The 21,613-nt window shown below is 27.0% G+C and carries 29 protein-coding genes; 6 read left to right on the forward strand and 23 right to left on the reverse strand.

The window, feature by feature from the left end; all coding sequences use genetic code 11:
• Positions 1–77: 77 nt before the first annotated feature.
• The 8 genes from TEGL_RS10630 to TEGL_RS10665 all read right to left on the reverse strand — a co-directional run bounded on the left by TEGL_RS10630 (position 78) and on the right by TEGL_RS10665 (position 7,838).
• Positions 78–716, reverse strand: coding sequence for a zinc-ribbon domain-containing protein (locus TEGL_RS10630; RefSeq protein WP_018590770.1), 639 nt, complete (start codon positions 714–716; stop codon positions 78–80).
• A 248-nt stretch (positions 717–964) separates the two neighbouring features.
• Positions 965–1,600: a hypothetical protein gene (locus TEGL_RS10635; RefSeq protein WP_018590769.1), complete on the reverse strand. Its 636-nt coding sequence runs from the start codon at positions 1,598–1,600 to the stop codon at positions 965–967.
• A gap of 222 nt (positions 1,601–1,822) precedes the next feature.
• Positions 1,823–3,067: an ABC transporter permease gene (locus tag TEGL_RS10640; protein WP_018590768.1), complete on the reverse strand. Its 1,245-nt coding sequence runs from the start codon at positions 3,065–3,067 to the stop codon at positions 1,823–1,825.
• Between the two features lie 32 nt (positions 3,068–3,099).
• Positions 3,100–4,329 (reverse strand): ABC transporter permease subunit, encoded by a 1,230-nt coding sequence (locus TEGL_RS10645; protein WP_018590767.1) that lies wholly within the window; start codon positions 4,327–4,329, stop codon positions 3,100–3,102.
• Positions 4,329–5,213 (reverse strand): ABC transporter ATP-binding protein, encoded by an 885-nt coding sequence (locus TEGL_RS10650; RefSeq protein ID WP_018590766.1) that lies wholly within the window; start codon positions 5,211–5,213, stop codon positions 4,329–4,331. Before TEGL_RS10650 ends, TEGL_RS10645 begins: the two co-directional genes overlap by 1 nt.
• Positions 5,214–5,224: 11 nt before the next feature.
• Positions 5,225–6,070 (reverse strand): hypothetical protein, encoded by an 846-nt coding sequence (locus TEGL_RS10655; RefSeq protein WP_416389615.1) that lies wholly within the window; start codon positions 6,068–6,070, stop codon positions 5,225–5,227.
• Positions 6,021–6,608 (reverse strand): RNA polymerase sigma factor, encoded by a 588-nt coding sequence (locus TEGL_RS10660; protein WP_018590764.1) that lies wholly within the window; start codon positions 6,606–6,608, stop codon positions 6,021–6,023. The genes TEGL_RS10655 and TEGL_RS10660 overlap by 50 nt, the downstream gene beginning before the upstream one ends.
• Positions 6,609–6,821: 213 nt before the next feature.
• A complete protein-coding gene (locus TEGL_RS10665; RefSeq protein ID WP_018590763.1) occupies positions 6,822–7,838 on the reverse strand; it encodes an endonuclease/exonuclease/phosphatase family protein in 1,017 nt (338 codons plus the stop codon).
• Positions 7,839–8,180: 342 nt separating this feature from the next.
• Between TEGL_RS10665 and TEGL_RS10670 the strand changes: the two genes are divergently transcribed.
• Genes TEGL_RS10670 through TEGL_RS10680 form a run of 3 tightly spaced genes read left to right on the forward strand, consistent with a single transcriptional unit; the run spans position 8,181 to position 10,081 of the window.
• Positions 8,181–8,555, forward strand: a complete 375-nt coding sequence (locus TEGL_RS10670) for a GntR family transcriptional regulator (RefSeq protein ID WP_018590762.1) — start codon at positions 8,181–8,183, stop codon at positions 8,553–8,555.
• A 3-nt stretch (positions 8,556–8,558) separates the two neighbouring features.
• Positions 8,559–9,425 carry an ABC transporter ATP-binding protein gene (locus tag TEGL_RS10675; protein WP_018590761.1) on the forward strand — a complete coding sequence of 289 codons (867 nt, stop codon included), beginning with the start codon at positions 8,559–8,561 and terminating at the stop codon, positions 9,423–9,425.
• Positions 9,425–10,081: an ABC-2 transporter permease gene (locus TEGL_RS10680; protein WP_018590760.1), complete on the forward strand. Its 657-nt coding sequence runs from the start codon at positions 9,425–9,427 to the stop codon at positions 10,079–10,081. Before TEGL_RS10675 ends, TEGL_RS10680 begins: the two co-directional genes overlap by 1 nt.
• A 63-nt stretch (positions 10,082–10,144) precedes the next feature.
• Here the strand turns inward: TEGL_RS10680 and TEGL_RS10685 are convergent, their stop codons facing one another.
• The 5 genes from TEGL_RS10685 to TEGL_RS10705 form a co-directional block, all read right to left on the reverse strand.
• On the reverse strand, positions 10,145–10,396 hold the full coding sequence (locus tag TEGL_RS10685; protein ID WP_018590759.1) for a Mor transcription activator family protein: 252 nt from the start codon (positions 10,394–10,396) through the stop codon (positions 10,145–10,147).
• A 64-nt stretch (positions 10,397–10,460) separates the two neighbouring features.
• Complete coding sequence (locus tag TEGL_RS10690) at positions 10,461–11,204, reverse strand: ATP-binding protein (protein ID WP_018590758.1); 744 nt, start codon at positions 11,202–11,204, stop codon at positions 10,461–10,463.
• 8 nt (positions 11,205–11,212) lie between these two features.
• A complete protein-coding gene (locus TEGL_RS10695; protein ID WP_018590757.1) occupies positions 11,213–12,151 on the reverse strand; it encodes a phage replisome organizer N-terminal domain-containing protein in 939 nt (312 codons plus the stop codon).
• A gap of 10 nt (positions 12,152–12,161) precedes the next feature.
• A complete protein-coding gene (locus tag TEGL_RS10700) occupies positions 12,162–12,896 on the reverse strand; it encodes an antA/AntB antirepressor family protein (protein ID WP_051082134.1) in 735 nt (244 codons plus the stop codon).
• Between the two features lie 78 nt (positions 12,897–12,974).
• Positions 12,975–14,252, reverse strand: a complete 1,278-nt coding sequence (locus TEGL_RS10705) for a helix-turn-helix domain-containing protein (protein ID WP_018590756.1) — start codon at positions 14,250–14,252, stop codon at positions 12,975–12,977.
• 305 nt (positions 14,253–14,557) lie between these two features.
• Here TEGL_RS10705 and TEGL_RS10710 point away from each other — a divergent pair, with 305 nt between their 5' ends.
• From TEGL_RS10710 to TEGL_RS10720, 3 genes are all read left to right on the forward strand, one after another.
• Positions 14,558–14,779, forward strand: coding sequence for a DUF1659 domain-containing protein (locus TEGL_RS10710; protein WP_018590755.1), 222 nt, complete (start codon positions 14,558–14,560; stop codon positions 14,777–14,779).
• Between the two features lie 80 nt (positions 14,780–14,859).
• A complete protein-coding gene (locus tag TEGL_RS10715; protein ID WP_018590754.1) occupies positions 14,860–15,084 on the forward strand; it encodes a DUF2922 domain-containing protein in 225 nt (74 codons plus the stop codon).
• Between the two features lie 13 nt (positions 15,085–15,097).
• Positions 15,098–15,247, forward strand: coding sequence for a YvrJ family protein (locus tag TEGL_RS10720; protein ID WP_018590753.1), 150 nt, complete (start codon positions 15,098–15,100; stop codon positions 15,245–15,247).
• A 163-nt stretch (positions 15,248–15,410) separates the two neighbouring features.
• Here the strand turns inward: TEGL_RS10720 and TEGL_RS10725 are convergent, their stop codons facing one another.
• The 10 genes from TEGL_RS10725 to TEGL_RS10770 form a co-directional block, all read right to left on the reverse strand.
• Positions 15,411–15,593, reverse strand: a complete 183-nt coding sequence (locus TEGL_RS10725) for a hypothetical protein (RefSeq protein ID WP_018590752.1) — start codon at positions 15,591–15,593, stop codon at positions 15,411–15,413.
• Between the two features lie 175 nt (positions 15,594–15,768).
• The gene (locus TEGL_RS10730; RefSeq protein WP_018590751.1) at positions 15,769–16,905 is read right to left on the reverse strand and encodes a hypothetical protein; all 1,137 of its coding nucleotides are present in this window, start codon (positions 16,903–16,905) and stop codon (positions 15,769–15,771) included.
• A gap of 297 nt (positions 16,906–17,202) precedes the next feature.
• A complete protein-coding gene (locus TEGL_RS10735; protein WP_018590749.1) occupies positions 17,203–17,733 on the reverse strand; it encodes an OB-fold protein in 531 nt (176 codons plus the stop codon).
• A 99-nt stretch (positions 17,734–17,832) separates the two neighbouring features.
• The gene (locus tag TEGL_RS10740) at positions 17,833–18,336 is read right to left on the reverse strand and encodes an OB-fold protein (protein WP_018590748.1); all 504 of its coding nucleotides are present in this window, start codon (positions 18,334–18,336) and stop codon (positions 17,833–17,835) included.
• A gap of 94 nt (positions 18,337–18,430) precedes the next feature.
• Complete coding sequence (locus TEGL_RS10745; protein ID WP_018590747.1) at positions 18,431–18,835, reverse strand: hypothetical protein; 405 nt, start codon at positions 18,833–18,835, stop codon at positions 18,431–18,433.
• A 142-nt stretch (positions 18,836–18,977) separates the two neighbouring features.
• Positions 18,978–19,436, reverse strand: a complete 459-nt coding sequence (locus TEGL_RS10750) for a hypothetical protein (protein WP_018590746.1) — start codon at positions 19,434–19,436, stop codon at positions 18,978–18,980.
• A gap of 62 nt (positions 19,437–19,498) precedes the next feature.
• Positions 19,499–20,062, reverse strand: a complete 564-nt coding sequence (locus TEGL_RS10755) for a hypothetical protein (protein WP_018590745.1) — start codon at positions 20,060–20,062, stop codon at positions 19,499–19,501.
• 68 nt (positions 20,063–20,130) lie between these two features.
• The gene (locus TEGL_RS10760; RefSeq protein ID WP_018590744.1) at positions 20,131–20,559 is read right to left on the reverse strand and encodes a hypothetical protein; all 429 of its coding nucleotides are present in this window, start codon (positions 20,557–20,559) and stop codon (positions 20,131–20,133) included.
• A gap of 215 nt (positions 20,560–20,774) precedes the next feature.
• A complete protein-coding gene (locus tag TEGL_RS10765) occupies positions 20,775–21,107 on the reverse strand; it encodes a hypothetical protein (RefSeq protein WP_018590743.1) in 333 nt (110 codons plus the stop codon).
• Between the two features lie 17 nt (positions 21,108–21,124).
• Positions 21,125–21,454, reverse strand: coding sequence for a hypothetical protein (locus TEGL_RS10770; RefSeq protein WP_154650641.1), 330 nt, complete (start codon positions 21,452–21,454; stop codon positions 21,125–21,127).
• Positions 21,455–21,613: the final 159 nt, after the last annotated feature.

The following is a 21,613-nucleotide window of genomic DNA, read 5'->3' on the forward strand; positions in this document are numbered from 1 at the left end:
CTCAAATATTTTTAATTTTTTCAACATAAATTAAAAAGGACATTGAACCTTAAATCCAATGTCCTTTTGATTTCATTTTAATAATAATAAGACATTGCCCCAAACATTGAGCCAAACATAACTACAGATAAGAATACTAATATAATTGCTAAAATCGCTGGTATTAAGAATAATACTAGTGGAAGAACCATATTAGTACCACCATTTTTGCTTATCAATGACTGTCTATAACTACTATCTGCACAATTAATTTCTTGGAATTTCTTATTTATATGATCTAAGTATAGTGAATTGGCAAAAGTACCTAAACCTATCCAAATGCATATATCCAATATCCATCCTATAACAGGAACAAATGATAATAGTAAACTTGCTAAAAAGTATAATAAACCTTGAACGTACATTTTTCTATATAGCAGCCAATAAGTACCTGCTAAAAATGCTGACCAGTTCCAAGTTTTTTTATCTCCAGTCATTTTAATTTGCTCAAATTTTCCTAAATAGAACATTTGATTCTTTGAAATAAATGTGTTCATTTCTTCTTCGCTATAATCATTTTCCGAATAATTGCTTCCAGAACTTCCCCCTTGTGAATTATTTTTGTTAAGTTCTACTTTTTTTAGAGGCTTCCCACAACCATTGCAAAATGAACTTGTAGATTGATTTTCTTTACCACACTCCGTACAGAAAACTACGCCTGAATCTGTTGATTGCATATACATCTTCCTTTCTTGATAAATTACTTAAAAATAAAGTTGTAAATCTTTATATTAATTTTCTACCCAAAATGTTACAACTTTAATAACCCGAAGAGTATAATATCATATATTATTTTCTAAATTTGTCGTAATTTGTATTTTTTGTACATTTTTTCAATAAAAATAACATTTAATATCATAAATAGTCCTATTTAGGCAAATAAATATCCAGCCTAATAATTTAAGCTGGTTATTTTTCTTATCTATTAATTACTTTTCTTTTTCCCCTTACTATCAGTATAAATCTTTGTTGTTACATTCATATTTTCATCTAGTTTTTTCTTATTGTCATTTAATGACTTTAGCAAACTTCCTTTGTCGTTTTGATCGTACTCATTATTAACTAGTATCATTGTATCTTTTATGTAATCCTTCATAACCTTAGCTATATCATATATATCAGCATTGTCAGGATCTGATTTACTAACAATATAGGATGCCAAGTAATAATTATCTTCCAACTCATCTGCAAGCTTTTCACTTTTGTACTGATCAATTAAATAGTTCATTGCTTCTTGTTTAATATCTTTTGACGTATTGCCATATAAATCATCTAAAGCTACTAATTTATCAATAGTATTTAATTTATTTTCTGTTTTTTTCAAATCTGAAGTTATTTCTTTTGATTTGTTAGCATATTTAGCCACTTCATCAAAAGATTTTATATTTAAATCCTGAAGTTTTTCTTCATTATCTAATTTTTCTTTATTTGCTTCGTATACTTTGTTTACTTCTTCTGGTGTTTTTAAATCCCTTAATTTAACACTTGAATTATTTGCATTACATCCTACTAAACCTAACATTAAAATACATAAGACACTTTTTCTTAAAATTGATTTCATAATACCCCCTATTTACTTATTTTGACAAATTTTCTTATCTAATAACCATTATATCATTTTGTCTTAATTATTTTGGTAGTATTTATAGTATTACTACTATGTGCTTAGTATTCTAACTTAGTTTTATATTTCTTGTTTCCTTACATTTATATATGTATGATATGTATAAATAAAAAAATCCAATAGATGTATTATCTATTGGATTTTTATTTTGCAATTTATTTATTCAACTTCATGATTTTTACATGCTTTATCTGTAAAAAATAATAGGGTTATGATTAAAATAACAGATACTATCATCATAATCCAAGGCTGAATAACTAAAACTCCAAAAATATCATAAAATTTATAATATCCTAAGGTATTGTTAATATTTGCAATATTTATAGGAAATAAATCTATTATATAATCTATAAATTTAGGCATAGTTCCCATGTTTATAAATCTAGGAACAAATAATAGTCCTAGTGTCATAATTATAACTGTAAATGAGTTTTTTAACTTTGATGATATAAACATGGCTATAGATGTAGCAACTAAGCACCCTATATATCCAAATACTACAGACAATAAAAACGCCTGTAAAAAATTAATATTGTACATTGAGTGCCAATAAGTAGATACACTCTGTATTTTACAGTTCCATCCTTCAAAGCCATATATAAAAAGTCTTATAAATGCTGCAAACCCTATGGATATGAAATAAAATATAGTTGTAAATATAAAAGCTGCTTTAAACTTTGATTTTATTAGCTTATCTTTTCCATACTTTGTTGATAGTATAATACCATCTATCTGATTTTCGCATTCTGATGAGAATATCGATGAAATACATATACTGGCGCATATTATTATCACTATGGAAATTAAACTCATATCCCAAATTAATTTAAACCAACCATCAGTATAATTATAGTATAGTGGTGTGTCCATCTTATTTGTAGTTTTTATAATTTTATCTTTTTCTTTATTTGTATATTCATATGAAGATTCATGTTCTATATAATTTAAGACTTGTTTTTCTCTATTTGAGTAAAATTTTATTCCATCTTTTGATTTTAAATTTGCAGAAGCATCTACTCCTAATAATAGGGACTGTCCATATGATCTATCAATTAAACTATCTATATCTTTATATTTTTGCCAATGAGTATAGTATTCTTCTTCATTTAACCCATCGAAATCACCCGTATTTTTAGAGCTTTTTTGTAAACTGTTATATATATTTATTACATCAGATATTCTTTTTTCAGTTAAATTCCCATTTAAATTATTAACTTCTTCTCTTTTTTTAGTTATAGCAGATATTCCTTTTTTTAAGTTTCCTGTTAAATCACTACCATAAGACTCTCCTGATATTGAGAAAACTAAATTTATTATGCATACTAAAAATACCATAGCTATAGCCATTATTGAGCTTCTTCTTTTAATTATTTTTTTTAACTCAAATTTAGTAAGTTCATTCATTGAATTTTAATTACCTCCATTATTTTCATCATTTAAGATATGGTATATTTATTAAAAGTTTTATATGTTAGAGTAAGTAAAATCATAACTAAAATTATTGATATTATAATCATCATATATGGTTGTGAAATTAAAACTCCAAACAAATTATAGAATTTATAATTATTTAAAATACTGACTATATGAGTCATATTTAATGGAAGTAAATCTGTAACATATGATAATAAATTAGGTATTATATTTATATTTATCAAACTTGTAGCAGATAAAACTCCTAATGATAGTATAACTGTAGTAAAAGGTGTTTTTAGCTTTGCTGAAATGAACATAACTAAAGACATTATAATCAGTGATGCAAGATATCCTAATAAAGTAGCTAATAAAAATGCTTGTAAAAAGTTTATATTATACATGGAATACCAATATGATGCAGAAGTTTGTATTTTACAATTCCATCCGTCAAATCCATATGTGAAAAATCTTAAACAGGCAACAAAAGCCATAGAAGCAAAATAAAGAATTGTTGTAAATATAAAAGAAGCATTAAATTTTGCCCTTATTAATTTATCTCTTCCGTGTTTAGTAGATAATATAATACTATCAACCTGAGTTTGATATTCTGATGAAAATAAATGTGCTATACATATACAGATGATAATCAATATATATATACCAAATGCATCATCTATTTCACCCAATAATGCTCTCCATCCATCTGAGTAATTATAGTATAAAGGATCCTCCATATCTCTTACTGACTCCATAATTTTTTCTTTAGATGAGTAGTTATTATTTTCTATAAACTCTTTTATTTTATCTTCACGCTTCAAGTAAAACCCATTTATATCTTTTGGTGTAAGTTTATTGATAACTTCAGAATCAGTGACCCCTATTGGATTATTTGCTTTAACTAGCAAGGAATCAATATTTCCATACTTTTCCCAGTATTTGAAATAAGCTGAATCATTAAATCCACTAAGACTGTATTCATCAGTAGGAAGATTCTCTGGCTTACTTCTTAATTCATTATGAATACCTATTATCTCGGATAGTCTCTTTTCTGTTAAGTCACCTGATAAATTATTAAATGCTTCTTTTCTTTTTGAAATAGCTGACATTCCTGTATACGAGCCACCATACATTTCATTTGATAGTTGAATAAAGAAACTTGTCATTAAAATTGAAAATAATAATATTATTCCAATAACTGTACTTTTTCTCCTAATAATCTTTTTCAGTTCAAATTTAGTAATAGTATTCATTAATTTTGCTCTCCTTTTTCATTGAAGTAGTATAAAAATACATCTTCTAAATTAGGCTCATCATATGTGCAAATAGCGTCATCTATATTAGGTTTTTCATCTCCTACAATTCTTGCAATAACATATTTATTTTCTCTAATTAAATTAGAAACCTTAAATTTTTTACTAAGATTATGAAGTTTATTTTCACTTACTTTTAAGTTGTATACTTTTCCTCTTAGTTTATCTATCATTTCAGACGTAGTTAACTTCTCTACTAATACACCATCTTTCATTACTAGGATTTCATTAGCAATAAATTCAATATCAGATGTTATATGAGTAGATAGTATTACTATTTTATCTTTAGAAATATCTGCAATTAAATTTTTAAATCTTATTCTCTCGTTTGGGTCTAATCCTACTGTGGGTTCATCTAAAATTAATATTTTGGGGTCATTTAAAAGAGCTTGGGCAATTCCAAGTCTTTGCTTCATACCACCTGAGAATTTACCAATTTTTTTTCTTCTCTCTTTTTCCAAATTCACAAATTCTAATAATTCATCAACTTTTGCTTTAACATCATTCTTATGAATCCCTTTTAAAGCACTTACATATTGTAAAAATTCTTCAGCAGTAAAGTTCTTGTAAAGTCCTACATTCTGTGGAAGATAACCAAGTAAATTTCTATATTCAGGTCCTAAATCATCTTTATTTTTTCCATCAACTAAAATTTCTCCACTACTTGGTCTAGATACATCTGCAAGTATCCTCATTATAGTTGTCTTTCCTGCTCCATTTGGTCCAAGTAATCCATATATTCCTGAACTTAGTTCTGTCGTAAAATCCTTCACCGCTATTTTATCATTAAATTGCTTACTAACTTTATTTATAGTTAATATCATTTTTTCTCCTCCTATAAATCTTGATATTGATAATCATAAAAGTTTATTGACTGTTTATAAAATAATCTTAAAGAATATATCATTGTTATAAATGACAGGGCTAACACTGCCAATTCCGCAAAATGGCTTATGTTAAGTTGAATATTATTCATTAAAATTATTGATAATATCCATATGGATAGACATATTGCAATACTATTAATACTTCTATATATAGACACTATTACTAATGAAACTGATGATGTTAAAAATATTGGAATTAGCCATAAAACAAGCATTTTTAATATATTTACACTAGAATAGGTATTTGTTAGTAAAATACTTATAATAAGACCTATTCCTATTGAGAAAACTCCAATAATAATTATCTTACTTAATAGTATTTCTCTTAAAGAATACTTGTAACTTAACTCTATTTCCCAAACACTTTCATCCCTTCCTTTTATTAATTCAAATACACCTAACAAAATAGGTATAGGTGCAATTGAAATAGCAGTTTCATATATATTAAATTCAAATTTAACTGTTATTATAGTTCCTAAAAGTACTAGTAATAAAGATAAAAACCAGTATAGTTTACTTACAAAAGTCAAGTTTAACTTAATAAGCTCTAAACTTGACTTTACATTAGGGTATAAATTAACTTTATGCTTTCTTTCAGTTACTGGCATGTAATCTCTTAATACATCTATTGTAGCTTCTATTTTGTATTCATTTACTTCTGGAACTATATAACTATCTAGAAAATTTTCTATTTCTTTTAAATCTTCTTCCAACAAATCTTCAAATTTATCGTCATCTATATTTTTATACTTTGTTTCTAAAGTTTGTATTTTGTGTTTTTTCAACCTTTTCACCTCCTAATATTTTTTTCAAGCTTTTTACTCCATTAAGTAATCGTGACTTTATAGTATTTTCATTAGAACCTGTAATCTTACTTATTTCTTTTATCTTTAAATCATCATAATATTTTAAAATAATTGCTTCTCTCTGAAGAGGCGATAATTCACTTATTGCTTCTTTAACCTTTTTAGTTTCATCTTTTTGAGATAGTATATCTATTAAATTATTCTTATCTTCTATATCATGATTGTCTATATCATCAATATTTTGAAAATGTTTATATGAACTACTTTTAAAATAATCATTTTTTACATTTACTGCTATTTTTAATAACCAGCTTTTGAACTTTCCTTTTTCATCATTAAACTGATTAATATTCTTGATAACCTTTATAAAAACTTCTTGAGTTAAATCATAAGATAACTCTGAATCAGATGTATTTCTATAAAGAAAACTATGGACTATGTTATAATTTCTTTTAACTAAAATCTCCATTGCATGTTCATTTCCATTTTGTACTTCTTTTACTAAGTTCTCATCTGAATGTGGCATTAATTAACCTCCTTTCACTATATACAACGATTTATTTTAAAAAAAGTTTTATAGTTTATTAATTTATTTAGGATCTATTAGACAATCTCATAATAAATAAAAAATATAAATGGTTAGATATTGGTGATACACCAATATCTAACCATTTATATTTGGGTTAATATTAATTTGTAATATATTAATACTAAATTATACTTTAAATATGGAACATTTCTATTTTAGTTTAAATGTTAATTTAACAGGATTATGATCACTATATATAAAGTCTTCATTTATATTTTCTGCCCTAGCTTCAATATTGTCAGATACAATAAACCCATCTAAAACTGAAGTATAGTTAACACCTTTTTCATAAGGAATATCGCAGCTTCTACAAGTTGGAACTTCTGTATTATTTAAAGCGTTTACAACACTCATTCCTTCTACAATATCCTTGTCATTTAACTTAAATACCCAGTCTGGAATTTGCTGTTTACTTTCAAATGCATCTACAGTTTCTCCTAAAGCGTGATTAAAATCTCCCCCAACAATTACATAGTTTCCTTTTTTATATTCTTCTTCCATGATTTTGTTAAGCAATTTTAGCTGGCGTGCTCTTATAGTACCACCTTTGTCATAAGCAGACATATGATTGTTTATAAGAACTAGTTCCTTATTGTTTTCCACTGGGTAACGTGATATTGTAAAGCAACGGTCCAAGTCGAAGAATTTAGTAAAAAAGCTTTCATCTACTGGATAACTTTTTCTTGTTGCTGATGTGGCCTTGTATTTTGACATGGTAAGCAGTCCTGCCTCCACACTTCCATGGGGCTCATTAAAAGGATATAACATATATGGTGCATGAAAATTCAATGCAAATATGCTTGAGTAATTTGGAAGTTTTTTCTCAAAACTTTCCTTTTGATTTATATTATAACTACGAGTTGCATTCACATCTACTTCTTGTAGTAATGCAAAATCTGGTGAAAGTTTTTTTACTGTTTCTATGGACCCATTAGTGTTTTTTAAAGCATTTTCTTTGCTTACTGCTCTTGAATGTTCTCCAACAACAGCAGTCCCATCTTCCATTTCTCCAGTATCCATAAAAAAGGAATAATCTTGATCATAGGCTCCAAAGCCAATGTTATATGTAACAGCAGAGTAATTTTTACCTGTTTTTATGATTTCTTTTTTATTGTTGGTTATTTCTAAGGATTGGTCGTCTTCTATTCTATAGTAATTAATTTGCATATATGCTATATAACCTACTACAAAAATTACAAGCGCTAGTAGTAAACCACCTACACCAATAAATACTTTTTTTAAGACTTTTATACTCTTCGCCCCCCTTTTGATTATTTTATATGTTTTTTATTAGTACTATTATTAATATTATATCAGCAAATTCTTGTGGAATATAAAAAATAAATCAATGCTCACATAAGCATGAGACTCTTTTGCTGTAAGTGATATTTTTTCTGTCTCTTCACCGTGAACTGCTACTGAATTATTTTTATTTCTTGACTATATGATATCAATTACATATAATGTACTTATACAATAAGTACACTACATTACGAAAGGAGATGCAACATGGAAATTATAATCAGCAGTAATACAAGTAAGCCAATCTACGAACAAATAACATCACAAATGAAAGCTATGATTATGAGTGGAGAGTTAAAAACAGGTGACCCAATCCCTTCTATGCGTTCACTTGCTAAAACAATTCATGTTAGTGTAATCACGGTTCAAAAGGCTTATGAAGACTTAACACGAGATGGTTTTATTGAAACCACAGTTGGAAGAGGAAGCTTTGTAGCTGCTCAGAATAAAGATTTCATACAAGAAGAGAAGCAAAAACAAGTTGAAGAACATTTAATGATAGCGGCTGATATTGCCCGCACCAACGGTATTAAATTAGAAAAAATAACAGAACTACTTAAAATATTCTATGAGGAGGATTAATAAATGGATTACGCTTTAAAAGTTGAAAATCTTTGTAAGGTTTATGAAAATACAGATTTCAAATTAGATAATGTAACTTTTAATATACCTAAAGGTTCTATATTAGGGTTTGTAGGAAAAAATGGTGCTGGAAAAAGCACCACAATCAATTCAATTTTAAATATTATAAAAAAGGATAGTGGAACAGTAAAATTTTTCGGTTGTCATATGACTGATGATGCCACTTCTATTAGAGAAGACATTGGAGTTGTCTTCGATTGTGTTAATTTTAACCAAGATTTAACGGCGAAGAATTTGGAAAAGATTTTGTCAGATATCTATAAAAATTGGGATAAAGATTTATTTTTTTCTTATCTTGAAAAATTCAAAATTCCCAGTGATAAAAAAATAAAAACATTTTCTCGTGGTATGACTATGAAATTTTCAATCAGTATTGCTCTTTCTCATAAAGCGCGCTTTCTAATTTTAGATGAAGCTACTGCCGGTCTTGATCCTGTTGTAAGAGAGGAAATTTTAGACACATTTTTAGATTTTGTGGAAGATGAGAACAACTCTATTTTAATATCATCTCATATATCCAGTGACCTTGAAAAAATTGCTGATTATATTGTGATTATTGATAATGGTAAAATTATTTTAACAGAAAGCAAAGATGCTTTAATTTATGATTATGGTATTGCCCGCATGAAACGAAATGATTTTGATAAACTTGATAAATCTGAATATATTTCTTATAGACAAAGAGGCTTACAGATTGAGGCTTTAATTTCAGATAAAGTTAGTTTTTCAAAAAAATATCCTAATGTTACTTTAGATGTAACAAGCATTGATGAAATTCTACCACTTATTACAAAAGGAGAACAAACATAATGAAAGGTTTAATAAGAAATAATTTTTATTCAGTTGGCAGCGCTTTAAAATGGAATATAGCTTTTTGCATTGTTGCAAATTTTGCAGTCATAATTGGAGCAGATAAAATTGCTAGCAATGATACTATTTTAATGATATTGATACTTGGACAAATAATGAATTTTGCAGTTTTGACTGGAACTGCCCTGGAAAAGGATAACACTTCAAACTGGAGTAAATATGAAAGAACTTTACCAGTAAAAATACGTGATATTACAATGGCAAGATATATTTCCTTCTTAGTTTTTTCTCTTATAGGAATTTTGCTTGCCACACTTACTGTGGTATTATTATCTGTTATTTCAACTAAAGCAATGAACATGGAAAGGGTAGGCTATGGATATGGTTTTGGAATTACATATTCTCTTTTAGTTCCAGCGTTTTTGTATCCATTAGTATTAAAATTCGGAGGAGATAAAGTGAATACACTCCTACTTACTTCCACTATAATTACCGTGTTTTTATTTAATGGTGGAAGTGTGATTTTAGCACCATACTTGATTAATCTAAACAATGCAAATATGATTTATAGAATAGGTTGGATTGTTATTAGTGCGATAATGTTTATATCTTCTTACTTTATTTCTATTTCTATATATAAGCGAAAAGAATTTTAATTTATTATTAGCTCTAAACTGTATATTTTAAGGGGATCACTAAAAAAATGATACCCCTTTTACCTATTTATCTTGAACTAAATTTCTCAACTGAGCATAAGAAATATTATATTTTCTTCTTAAGATTTCCCCATTTACTCCATTAAACTCCTTAACTATTTTTCTGTTTCTCTCACGTATAAGCAAAGTCTTGTGCATTGGAATATATATACTTGCACCTCCATATATTTTTGACAACTCTATAAGGTTGTCCATGCCTATTATATCTACCATTTGTTGTAAGTTTACTGGAATATCGTCTATTAATATGTTCATAATATCACCCCTGTTTTTATATATTTATTTATAATATTATTTCCTACTAGGTATTTTATAAGTATTATTTCGAAAGATTTCTCAATCTATGATTGTTACTATCTTTTCCAAAGAGCACCACATTTTCTCCTGCCATTTCTATTATTCTACTTCCCACTGCTTCATCAAAATCAAGAATTTCTTCCAGACTTTTCTCTGTGGAAATTATTAAAGGCTTTTGTTTCAAATATCTGGTGTTTATTATTCTGTAAATATAATTAAGATCTGTGGCTGTGGACTTTCCTTTTAAAAAATCATCCATAAAAAGCACTCTAGGATTTATGTATTTTTCCATTTCTCTCAGGTGATTTTCCTCATCCATAATACTTTGCTTCAAATTTACAATCATGTTGTTGTACTCCACATACTTGCAAGTAATATTGTCACTTATAAGCTTTAGCATGGCTGCTATACCCAAATGAGTTTTCCCCACACCTGGTCTTCCACAGATTAACAAAGATGAGTTATTATTAGAAAAGTCGCAGCAAAATTTCATTACTTGATGTTTGGCTTTTATTTGGTAGGGATTTTCACAGACGTAGTTTGCAAAAGTCTTTTTCTTAAAGGCTTCACTTAGGCCGCATTTTTCCAGTTTTTCAAAAGCTTCTTTTTCAGCTAAACAGGAACAAGGCACAGCTACATCACTGCTTTTCTCCTTTGTCACAAAAATATATCCCAAATCTCTGCATTTTGCACAGTTGTAGTTGTCTTTAGTACAATTGCCATTTTCCATAAGTTTTTTCACTCTTTGCAGCAAATTTTTATTCATTTTTCCCCCTAACTAACACCCAGTTTCTTCTCCAGCTCTTTCATCTCCCTTATGAGATTTTCGTCTATTTTCTCCTCCTCACAGGTGTTGTATTTTAGTTTATTTTTGCTGGAATTTTTGTTAAGTTGTTCCATGTCCTTTGCTTTTAGTGCATCCAGTGTGTAAATCTTTTGCTCATCCCATTTTCTGATTATGCCCTTCAAATAGCCTGGTGTGGTGTTGCTTTTGTCTATGCAAATTTCTATGGCTCGATTAAACAAGGTCCAGTGGATTTTCTCTGAAATTTCAATGAAATACTGAGTATTTGCAGGATAAATAGGCCCTATGTTGTCCTCATAAAGCTTGCTTATTTTCCCCAAATTTTCGTCTACAGACCTACTAACACACTTGCTTTTGGAATTTTTCTTGTTGTGTTTTTTCGATTTCTTGTGATTTTTTGCATTTGAATTTTGCCCTAAATCTTTATCTAGGTCTTTATCTAATTCTTTCTCTTTCTCTAACTCTTTATCTATATCTATATCTAGCGTTACATTTTTGTTACAAAAAGTTTCATCTGTAATTTTATCATTATTTAACTCTGCTTTTTTGTTTTCTCTATGCTTTCTCACACGTTTAGCTCCCTCACTTTCACCACCAGTTAACTCTTCAACTTGTGCCAAAACATACTCTTCCTCTGTTATAGAATCAATAAGATTTGCTCTTTTCAAAAAATCCAAAGTAGCTTTAACATCTTCCACTTCTTCATCTATAATTAATGCCAACTCTTCCTCAAAACTATCCTTTAAATTATCATAGAAAAGTTTATTTCCATTTTTCAAAGAGTGTATAAGCATTTTTTGATAAATAATAATATAAGTAGCTCCTCTTTCCATTTGTCTTAGTATTTTTATTTCCTTTTGTCTGTAAAAATCTTCTTGTATTTTCAACCAAAAATATGTTTTCGCCATTTTATCCACCTCATTCTAATAATTTAATTTCTTCTTTTATTATTTTTTCATCAATTAATAAATTTCTAAAAAATTCTCTTCCCTTGGGATTGATCAATGTTTGCATTCCACTATGTCCATTTTCCGTTGTAAATTCTTTCAAATAAAAATATTCCATAACCTTTGCATAAGGTTTTATAATTCCTTTTTTATCACGATAACAATAATTATTAAGTAGTAACCAATTTACAAATAAGTTTTCTCTAATGCCATAAAGTTTTGATGTATCTCTAAAATTAGTCTTTAGATTTCCTGGTTTTTCTTCAACTTTATAAATGTTTTCATTATTAAAATTTAGCTCATTATTATAAGCTGGAAAAGTTGTGGAGTTTTTGAAGTTGTTTTCAGTAATTTCTAGCAAACTCCTAAGAGCCACTTGAGCAGCTTTAAACTTTTTCTCCACTTTTATAAAATAAGTCCTTGCCTCCCTACCTTTTTCACTGCGATGAATCACTGCTATTTCCTTTGCCATATCCACATTCATCATATAATCCACCACAGTTTGCTGTCCTCCCAGGGTATTTGTTTTTTCGTAGACCTTCTGGTAATCTTCCTTTTCCACAAATCCATAGTCAATCATCCTAGGGTACCAAATTCTAAAGTTTGTTTTTATTTCTAAAAAATCGTGTAAGTCTCTAGCACTTATTAGTACGTCACTTTCCTCAGTAATACTTATGGGTATTAAGTTTTCCAATTTTCCTTCCATGGTTTTCCCTCCTTACTTATACAAAAAAGCCATCATAATAAAAAAACTTATGATAGCAAATTTTGTCCATTTATTTAATTATTTGAAAGATATATTGTTTAAGCAATCCATTGCAAATATGTGCCCTTCACATTCTAACTGTATTCTAAACTGGTTGTATTTTTCATATAGCTCTTTGAATTTATCCAAATCTTTTACATATGCGTTTACTTCCAAAATATCAAATTCACCAAAGACTATTTCAATCAATGTGTTTTTTTCCATCCTTGCCACATTCACCTTTACATAATCAGATGTAAAATAAATTGATTTGTCTTTGTACTGCACAAAGGAAATGTGTTCTTTTATTTTTTCCATATGATCTAAATATTGATTTTTATTAGCATATACTTTTACCATAGTTGGATAGTCCAATGAACCTACCTGGCTGACTAAGGTAGTATATCCCACATATGTAATATCCTTTTTCAAATTCTTTTTGTCAAAAATTTTGTCACAGTGCACTCTAAAAAACTCGTTGTAGTAAAACTTCAATTCTTCAGTTTTTTCAGCAATATCTAAATCCATAAATATATTGCTAAGAACTTCATAACTATTGTCCTTATGTTCAATTGATTTTATAAAATGATTTATGTCTTTTTTTTCTTTAAATTGTTTAGCATAACAAATAGCTATATTTGAATGTCCACAAGTAAGATCAGGTAAGATTTCTATATATTTATGATAATATTCAATTGAGTCCCTAAGATTATTACTTATTTCATCAAAAGGATAATTATAATAATTAATACCCCCATTATTTTTTACTTCAAGTGCTTTCTCAAATGTTTTCAAAGCTTCTCTATTCCTGCCAAGTTGACCCAAACATTCCCCTTTTAATATAAGTGCATAAAATTTGTATTTTTTATAATTACGTAGTTTGTCACAGTATTCTATTGATTTTTCATATTCATTTAATAATTGGTACAGTAGAGCACATGTAAATAAATAATTACCATCTTCTTCAAATATATTTGAAAAGGATAAGTAAATATTTAAAGCTTCTTCGTACTTATTTGCTTTGTAAAGTTCATTTGCTTTTTCTAGTTTTATTTTGTTATCTATTTCCTCATTACTTTCACAAATTTGTTCATTTTTTATATGCTTTTTATTTATAGAGCCTATGTATTCACGGTATTGATCATAATCAATTGTCCAATTTAAGGCTTTAGTAAGCAGTTCAAAAGTTTCTTTCCTGGCAATACGCTTATTGCTTTCTATATTTTTTATAGTACTCTCAGATACTCCAGATTTCTTAGACAGATTTTTTATGGAATATCCTAGTGCTCTTCTTCTTTTCCTAAAATCAAACTTCATAACTCACCTCCTTTTTATTATGTTTTATAATATAATTATACTAAATCTTTTTACCAAAAAAGGGGTAACTTAGGGGTAACTTTATAAGCAATTTTGTACAAAAATGTTATATTTTACACTCCAAATTCAATTCTAGCGCTTGGCACTTTTAAACTTACATATTTTCATATTTTTTAACTCTTTTAATAAATAATTTTATTCATATTTATTTTTTCTTTTTTTCACAATTTTCAACTACTATATAAACAAAGGTTAGTCATATCCTAAGGGATATATCCTTACTAAAAATTTAAGGAGGTAATAATATGGCTGTAGTTTCAACTCCCAATGCTTCTTCTGTCAAAGTTAAATTTGATCATGGAACAGATTTAAACGGAGATAGAGTTGTAAAAACAAAAACTTTTTCAAGCATAAAATCAGGTGCTTCAAACGAAAATATTATGGCTGTGGTAAATACCATAGCTGCATTACAACAACATACTTTGAGTGGCACAAATAGAGTGGATAACTCATCATTATCAGAGTAAAAATTTACTCTGAACATAAAGTCAGCGAATTATCCTATATCTTGTGATAATTCGCTGCTAAAATTTTAGGAGGTTAAATTATGAATGAAAAGAAACTTATAATGACTTTTAAAAATGCTTTAGGTAATAGCTTTTCCATCACTGTGGAGGATCCAAGAGAAGACTTGGAAGAACAAGATATAATAGACGCTATGAATTTGATCAAAGATAAGAATATCTTCCAACCAAATGGATATGACATAGCTGCTTGTGTATCTGCCAAAGTAGTTGATAGCGCAACTACTGAATACGACTTAGAAGTCTAGTCAGGTGATCTAAATGGCTGATTTACAATCTCTCATAGCTAACCTTGGTTTTCCCATAGCAATTTCTCTCTATTTGTTAGTTAGAATTGAAGGGAAACTTCAAGCTCTGACAGATAGTATAAGCGATCTGTCTCACAATATTACTAATATGACCAATAAATAAAGAAAAGGTGTGTATCTTTTTAATAAGATACGCACCTTTTTAATTTGGAACCAATATAGTAAAAATATTAATTGACAAGAACTGCTCCACAATAGCAAATTCAAAGACGAAGTTATTATTGCTATTTTTCATAATTTAATCTAATCAGCTTGTAATGATTATTCTAATTTCTTAACATTTTTTTTAATATATTTACAATCCATATTATTAAAGCTATTACAATTATTTTTATTAAAACACTATTATAAACAGAGTTATATAAATAATTATCAAATAATTGACATGCGATGAATACGATTATCATATTTAATATGAATGTTTTTGAAGTATATTTTTCATATCTCATAATTTAATCCTCTTTTTTATATATTTGTATAGTTATAGGCAATCGATAACATCCCTGCATCTGCAAAATATCGGTTATAACTAGAGTCAAAATTATAAAGGTCTAAATCCATTTATAATTTCAGTTACTAATCCTTTGCTACTCTTCATGTTGACGATTCTCAAAGTATTTATGTTTAATTAATTTTCATATTATAAATATTTATAATACATATAAATCCTACTCCTAAAAATGAAAGTATTAAAAAATATCCAAAATAAGGAGGCCACTTAGGGCTCTGTAAATTTACAACCTTTTTCTTGCCAGCTTCATTAATGCTTATTTTATCCGATTTTATTTTATAAATTATACCATCTTTTACAAATTTTGTTTTACCTATCTCAAAGTCATAAATTACGTCACTTTTTATAGGCTCACCATCCTCAAAATTATAACTGAATACAGGGTCATCTTCTTTATAGGTGTTATGCTTAATTATTTTTTCTTCTGATATATTAACTATAAACTCATTATAATAATCTGGATTTTTGCTATTTTTATAATCAACTAAAAAGTAAACTAAATCCCCTTTTACTTCAACATAAGTAGAACACTCTCCTCCGTGATTTATTTTCATTAAGAAATTGCCCTTATAGTCAAATACCTCTGTATAATTACTACATTTAACAATAAATCGACCTTCTTCATCCACTAGAAAATCTTCTATATCATAAAGTGGGCTATATTCTTTACTAATTTCAAATATTTTGCTTTTTGAACTTAACCCAAATATTAAAACTCCAAATAATCCAACAAAAAAACAAACTATACCTAAAATTGATAACACAATTTTCAATTTTCCATTAGTCGGTATTTCCTGATAGAAATCATTTACATCTAAAAAATTTATATCTTTATTGTCGATTGATTTTAAAAATGATTGAATTATGTTAGCTTTCTGATACAAATAGCCACATCTTATTTTTATATTTAGATATATAAATATAAGAATTGACATATTAACAGTAAATGTTTTTATAAAATCTCTACTAGCAAATAAAAAAACTGCTATGTAAACTAGTATAATAAAACTATATGTTATAGCTATAAATAATTTAGAGTAATGAAAAGTTCCTATTACACTTAAATTTTCATTTTCTTCTATAATTTGACCTTTGAAGTATATACCTAATTTATTAGTATTTTTCTCTTCTATTGATTTATATGTAAACTTTATTTGGCTTTCTTTTATCTCTGCAACTAATGGGTCTTTAAATACAAAATTGTTTAATTGATCACTTTTTAAATTTATTGGTATAATATATTTTTTCATTATTCCTCCATAATTTAATATTCCTTTGACTCATAATATTCTTGATTAGATCTCAACTTTTAATTTTAAAATAATCTACTATAGTGGGTTTATTTTTAGCAACTCCTTTTTATTCTGTATAAAACAATATTATCCTAAAAGCAATATATAGCAATGTTCCTGAAACAATGGCATTTACTAACACTCTTTTAAATTTACTTGTATTGTTCATCTTTGATAATATAAAAGATATTAGGTAGTTTCCCAAATAAGTAATAATTATAGAACATAATATACAGACGAAAAAAAGCCACATTTTTAAGCTCCCCCATTCTCTAATTTTAAATATTTCACATCTAATAATAATCTATTTTCATCTCTTAGAAAATTCCCATAAAAAATCATTTTCTCACCTTTATGTATGCTTTCTACATATTTAATACATTTTTTATTAGCAAGTATTGCTGATGCTTCTACACAATATTTGTCATCACTTGCCATTTCTATAAATATGCGTTCATACTCGTCAAATTCAATATGTGATACTGTCCCTATTAACTTTATGTATTTATCACAATATTTTTTATCAGCTCTTTCTTCATTTTCATTATAGTCGTTTAACAATTCTCCCTCTTCTATTTCAATTTTTGCTTTTTTACCTTTAATAAGATAATCCCATAATATTAATGCCATTACAAATGTGCAAGTACTGTATCTTAATATTTCCATATAGTAACCATCTTTAAGTGTTGTAATTATACCTACTGAACATAAAATCCAAATTGCTATAGAATCTACTTTTGGGTCATTGGCGTAATAAAGTTTTGAACATCTAATTAATTTTTTCATTTTCATCCCCCATTGCTTAAGCAAGTACCTACTTATTATTTGGTAATATAAAATGATTTAGATTGAAATTATTGTAGTACCCATAATATTTTCTTTTTATTACTTTTGCAAAATATACCACATAAAAATTCTTAGTTCATTATTTGTCCTAAATAAATCTCCATATATTGTTATTCTATCTCCTTTAGATATACTTTTTATATATTCTAAGCATTTGTTATTTATAGAAACGCTGTTAGCAATAATAATAAATTTGTTATTCGATTCAAAAAATATGTACAAATCTTTTTTATTAGTAATTTCTAGTTTTGAAACTACACCTGTTAATTTTACATACTTTTCATTATATTTTTTATCACATTCATAAATATTTTCCTTATATTCATTTAAAAGTTCCTCTGATGTAACACTAACATCATTTTTTTTATAATAAAATCTATGAATTAAAAATAATATAACTATAATTATTGTAATAAATATATATCTTAAAATCACAATATCTTTATATTTGTAAAATACTATATAATATACCAATAATATTATTGAATACAGTATTATGTTATTTTCATTATTTATCTTCATACATTGTACACGTTTTTCCATAATATCTCCCTTATCTAATAGGCTATATTTTAACAAAATGTTGACATTGAGTAAAAAATATATAGGGTTAAAATCAGCCCTATATATTTTTTAGTTATTTTATTTTTTCATATTTATCTAAATCTTTAAGAATAACACTCTCTGGTATTTTTACATTTTGTTTTACCTGTATAAACTTTTCTTCTGTGAATGGACCGTTTACTATTGGTTCTTTTGTATCTAATAAGTAGTAATTATTTAAATTTGTTTTTGCAATTATATACCTATCATTGTCATGACCCACTTGTGTTACATACTCGCCTTCATCATAATCAGCAAGTAATGGTATTAACACTTCATCATAACTATATTCAGGTGACCCAATATGTATTTTTTCTGCTGATGTTCTTATTACTTTAAATCCATTTATTAATTCTATATCATAATCTCCAGCACCTGCACAGCCTACTGCTCCTATAATTAATAAAACAATACTAAAAATAACTCCAATTTTTTTCATTTCTCATTATCCCCTTCTTTTGATTAGTTAGTTATAAACACAGGTGTTCTATTTTTAAAATCTTGAACCCTTATATAATTTGGGTGATAAATTAAAAATTCCTTCCCTACTTTAATATTGTTGTGAGTTTTTTATATGCTATTTAATTTTCATTTAAATTATATAGTTCATAACTTATAAGATTTTTACTTTCATCTAAATTACTAACAAGTTTAAGTTTTACAAAATCTCCTATTTCATAAACCTTATATATTTGTTCATCCTTTATTTCATAGTTACTATCTTCATACTTCAACTCCACAATATATGTATCAGGTAATTTAGATGGTAACATGCTTCCTCCAATTGATGAAAATAGTCCTTCTGAAAACCCTTTGTTGATTATTTGCATATCTACTATTTGGCTTTCAGTATATTTTATTTTTGATTTCAATTCTCTTATAGCTATTCTTTTTTTTATTTCAATTACTAACAAATATATAATACTTAATATTACAATTATTGGCCATAATAAATCATTGATTGAACCCTTCATATAATCTCCTTTGTATATTTTAATACAATACTTAAATCCATACTTATCGTATCTTGTAGTACCCATAACATACACTCCCTGGGGGGTTGATTAGAAATTCAGTTTCTTCTCTTGATGATATTTAATTGTTACTTATGCTTTATATATATAGGTAAGAACATAGCCTTTGGATCTTTTTCTTTCACTAAATTATAAACTTTTTTACTTACAATTATTTTTTTATTCTTCGAGAAATATTCAGATGTAATATTTACATCTTCTAAGTCATCTAATGAATTTTCATCAATATATTTATTTATGTATGTTTGGTCTACTTTTAAATTTTTACATAACTTTCCACAATTACTACAAATAAATAAATCAGAATATGAATCATCATAAAAGGCATTTACATCTAGCCCATTGTCGCTGTATAATCTGTAAGCAATTATATTTTTTCTTTTTGTATAACATTCTTTAAAATATTTAGAACTAATTCCGTTTTCAACTAAATATTCATACATTAATTGTTTAGCTTCTAAGAATATTGGATTTGTCTCATCTATTTTATATATAGGATCAATACCTATCATTTTCTTTAATTCGTATTTTTTCAACTTATTTTTAATACTATGTAATTTTCTTTGTATAATCCAGGGATAATCTTTTGATGGATCTGCAAAACCTATTGTAAATTCTATATGTAACTTCATTACTGTACTCCTTGATATTTTGGTATATTAACATTATTTCTTATAATATTTACTTATAGTATCTGTTACTATTTTTTAACTATTTCAATTGCAACTTCATTATTAGGATAAAATTCTAGTATTACTTTTGCAAAATCATAAAATTCCTCATCACTTAATGGAGATGTTGGACACCTCCAAAATACATCAAGTGCCCATATTTTAATATCAATATATTCAGGAAAAAGATTAATAACTCTTTTTATATGCCAGTAAATAATAGAATAGTCATCATCTATAAAAGGTTTCATAAACATTAAAATTTGGCAGAGTGTCATATGCTTATCTGGAGTCTCATCCCTAGATATTGCATACATTAAATAACAATAATATTCCTTTGTACTTAGTTTTGGAAAAGTATCTAAGATACTATCAAAAGTGTATCCCCCTGCTATACTTTCAAATATATCATAGGCTTTGCTGTATAGTCCATGTTTAATTAATAATCTATTTTTCATTCTTTCACCCATCCATTACCTATTTTAAAAACTTTATCTTTAACATATCCAGTTACTTCGATAATTTAATTTTTTGGCTATGTTAGCTTACTTCGTGATAGTTATAGTAAAAAATAGCAACACTTTAGTATCTCAATGGATTTAAAGCTAAAGTGTGGCTATTTATATAATTTGATATATTTAGTGCGTAATAGATTAAAATTGCGTAAACAATATTACCCTAATATAATCTTTATTCTTTTCTTTATAATAAAAACCTGAGAAAAAACTACAATCATTAAGATGATGCCAAGAATTAGTGAGATGTTTTTATCCCAACCGTTAACTATACTTAAAACTTCTATAACCATATTGGTCAATATTGCCATTGCAATCTGAGCATATTGAATTTTCAACATTTTAACTATAATTTTTTCTTTTTCAAAATCTAATTTCTTTATGTCTATCTTGTATGGTGTCAATACAAATGCATCTTTTCTATTTTTATTAAGACTATAAATCATATAGAATATTGATAATAGACATAAAGAATATGCCATTATTGTCATAAATATCTCCCCCATTTTTATTCGCTAAATATTTCGTACATCCCCATAAAACCTTCTGATACTAATAGTTTACTTTCATTACCCTTTTGTAATTGAAATCCTCTACCTAATTGCTCAACAGTATAGCCTTCTGATTCCATATAAGTTGTAAAATCTTCATAGGATTTACTTATATATCTTAGTGGTTTATCTGAAATTTTTTCGACTTTTTCTCCACCCATAGATATTTGTGCCAATCCTTTTAGTCCAACAAATGGATTAGCTATTTTAGAAGAGTAAGATATAGTTCCTAAAAGCATAACAATTACAATTAATACAAAGCATCCAATAATAATTTTTTTACTCAAGTTAATTCCCCCTTTTGATTGTTTAATTTTATATATTATACACAATCCACTATGAAAAAGATTAATAGCTCTTTTTATATGCCAGTAAATAATAGAATAGTCATCATCTACAAACCTTTTCATAAACATTAAAATTGGGCATAGTGTCATATGCTTATC

Origin of the sequence: Terrisporobacter glycolicus ATCC 14880 = DSM 1288, assembly GCF_036812735.1 — a bacterium.
GTDB lineage: Bacteria > Bacillota > Clostridia > Peptostreptococcales > Peptostreptococcaceae > Terrisporobacter > Terrisporobacter glycolicus.

Bases quoted from the DNA above. Each gene is read 5' to 3' on its own strand.
- TEGL_RS10740 (WP_018590748.1), bottom strand. From the start codon at position 18,336: ATGGAAAAACGTGTACAATGTATGAAGATAAATAATGAAAATAACATA.
- TEGL_RS10630 (WP_018590770.1), bottom strand. From the start codon at position 716: ATGCAATCAACAGATTCAGGCGTAGTTTTCTGTACGGAGTGTGGTAAA.
- TEGL_RS10665 (WP_018590763.1), bottom strand. From the start codon at position 7,838: ATGCAAATTAATTACTATAGAATAGAAGACGACCAATCCTTAGAAATA.
- TEGL_RS10735 (WP_018590749.1), bottom strand. From the start codon at position 17,733: ATGAAAAAATTAATTAGATGTTCAAAACTTTATTACGCCAATGACCCA.
- TEGL_RS10695 (WP_018590757.1), bottom strand. From the start codon at position 12,151: ATGGCGAAAACATATTTTTGGTTGAAAATACAAGAAGATTTTTACAGA.
- TEGL_RS10680 (WP_018590760.1), top strand. From the start codon at position 9,425: ATGAAAGGTTTAATAAGAAATAATTTTTATTCAGTTGGCAGCGCTTTA.
- TEGL_RS10755 (WP_018590745.1), bottom strand. From the start codon at position 20,062: ATGAAGTTACATATAGAATTTACAATAGGTTTTGCAGATCCATCAAAA.
- TEGL_RS10710 (WP_018590755.1), top strand. From the start codon at position 14,558: ATGGCTGTAGTTTCAACTCCCAATGCTTCTTCTGTCAAAGTTAAATTT.
- TEGL_RS10745 (WP_018590747.1), bottom strand. From the start codon at position 18,835: ATGAAAAAAATTGGAGTTATTTTTAGTATTGTTTTATTAATTATAGGA.
- TEGL_RS10730 (WP_018590751.1), bottom strand. From the start codon at position 16,905: ATGAAAAAATATATTATACCAATAAATTTAAAAAGTGATCAATTAAAC.
- TEGL_RS10660 (WP_018590764.1), bottom strand. From the start codon at position 6,608: ATGCCACATTCAGATGAGAACTTAGTAAAAGAAGTACAAAATGGAAAT.
- TEGL_RS10760 (WP_018590744.1), bottom strand. From the start codon at position 20,559: ATGAAAAATAGATTATTAATTAAACATGGACTATACAGCAAAGCCTAT.
- TEGL_RS10675 (WP_018590761.1), top strand. From the start codon at position 8,559: ATGGATTACGCTTTAAAAGTTGAAAATCTTTGTAAGGTTTATGAAAAT.
- TEGL_RS10725 (WP_018590752.1), bottom strand. From the start codon at position 15,593: ATGAGATATGAAAAATATACTTCAAAAACATTCATATTAAATATGATA.
- TEGL_RS10635 (WP_018590769.1), bottom strand. From the start codon at position 1,600: ATGAAATCAATTTTAAGAAAAAGTGTCTTATGTATTTTAATGTTAGGT.
- TEGL_RS10765 (WP_018590743.1), bottom strand. From the start codon at position 21,107: ATGACAATAATGGCATATTCTTTATGTCTATTATCAATATTCTATATG.
- TEGL_RS10645 (WP_018590767.1), bottom strand. From the start codon at position 4,329: ATGAATACTATTACTAAATTTGAACTGAAAAAGATTATTAGGAGAAAA.
- TEGL_RS10720 (WP_018590753.1), top strand. From the start codon at position 15,098: ATGGCTGATTTACAATCTCTCATAGCTAACCTTGGTTTTCCCATAGCA.
- TEGL_RS10700 (WP_051082134.1), bottom strand. From the start codon at position 12,896: ATGGAAGGAAAATTGGAAAACTTAATACCCATAAGTATTACTGAGGAA.
- TEGL_RS10685 (WP_018590759.1), bottom strand. From the start codon at position 10,396: ATGAACATATTAATAGACGATATTCCAGTAAACTTACAACAAATGGTA.
- TEGL_RS10705 (WP_018590756.1), bottom strand. From the start codon at position 14,252: ATGAAGTTTGATTTTAGGAAAAGAAGAAGAGCACTAGGATATTCCATA.
- TEGL_RS10670 (WP_018590762.1), top strand. From the start codon at position 8,181: ATGGAAATTATAATCAGCAGTAATACAAGTAAGCCAATCTACGAACAA.
- TEGL_RS10650 (WP_018590766.1), bottom strand. From the start codon at position 5,213: ATGATATTAACTATAAATAAAGTTAGTAAGCAATTTAATGATAAAATA.
- TEGL_RS10640 (WP_018590768.1), bottom strand. From the start codon at position 3,067: ATGAATGAACTTACTAAATTTGAGTTAAAAAAAATAATTAAAAGAAGA.
- TEGL_RS10750 (WP_018590746.1), bottom strand. From the start codon at position 19,436: ATGGGTACTACAAGATACGATAAGTATGGATTTAAGTATTGTATTAAA.
- TEGL_RS10690 (WP_018590758.1), bottom strand. From the start codon at position 11,204: ATGAATAAAAATTTGCTGCAAAGAGTGAAAAAACTTATGGAAAATGGC.
- TEGL_RS10715 (WP_018590754.1), top strand. From the start codon at position 14,860: ATGAATGAAAAGAAACTTATAATGACTTTTAAAAATGCTTTAGGTAAT.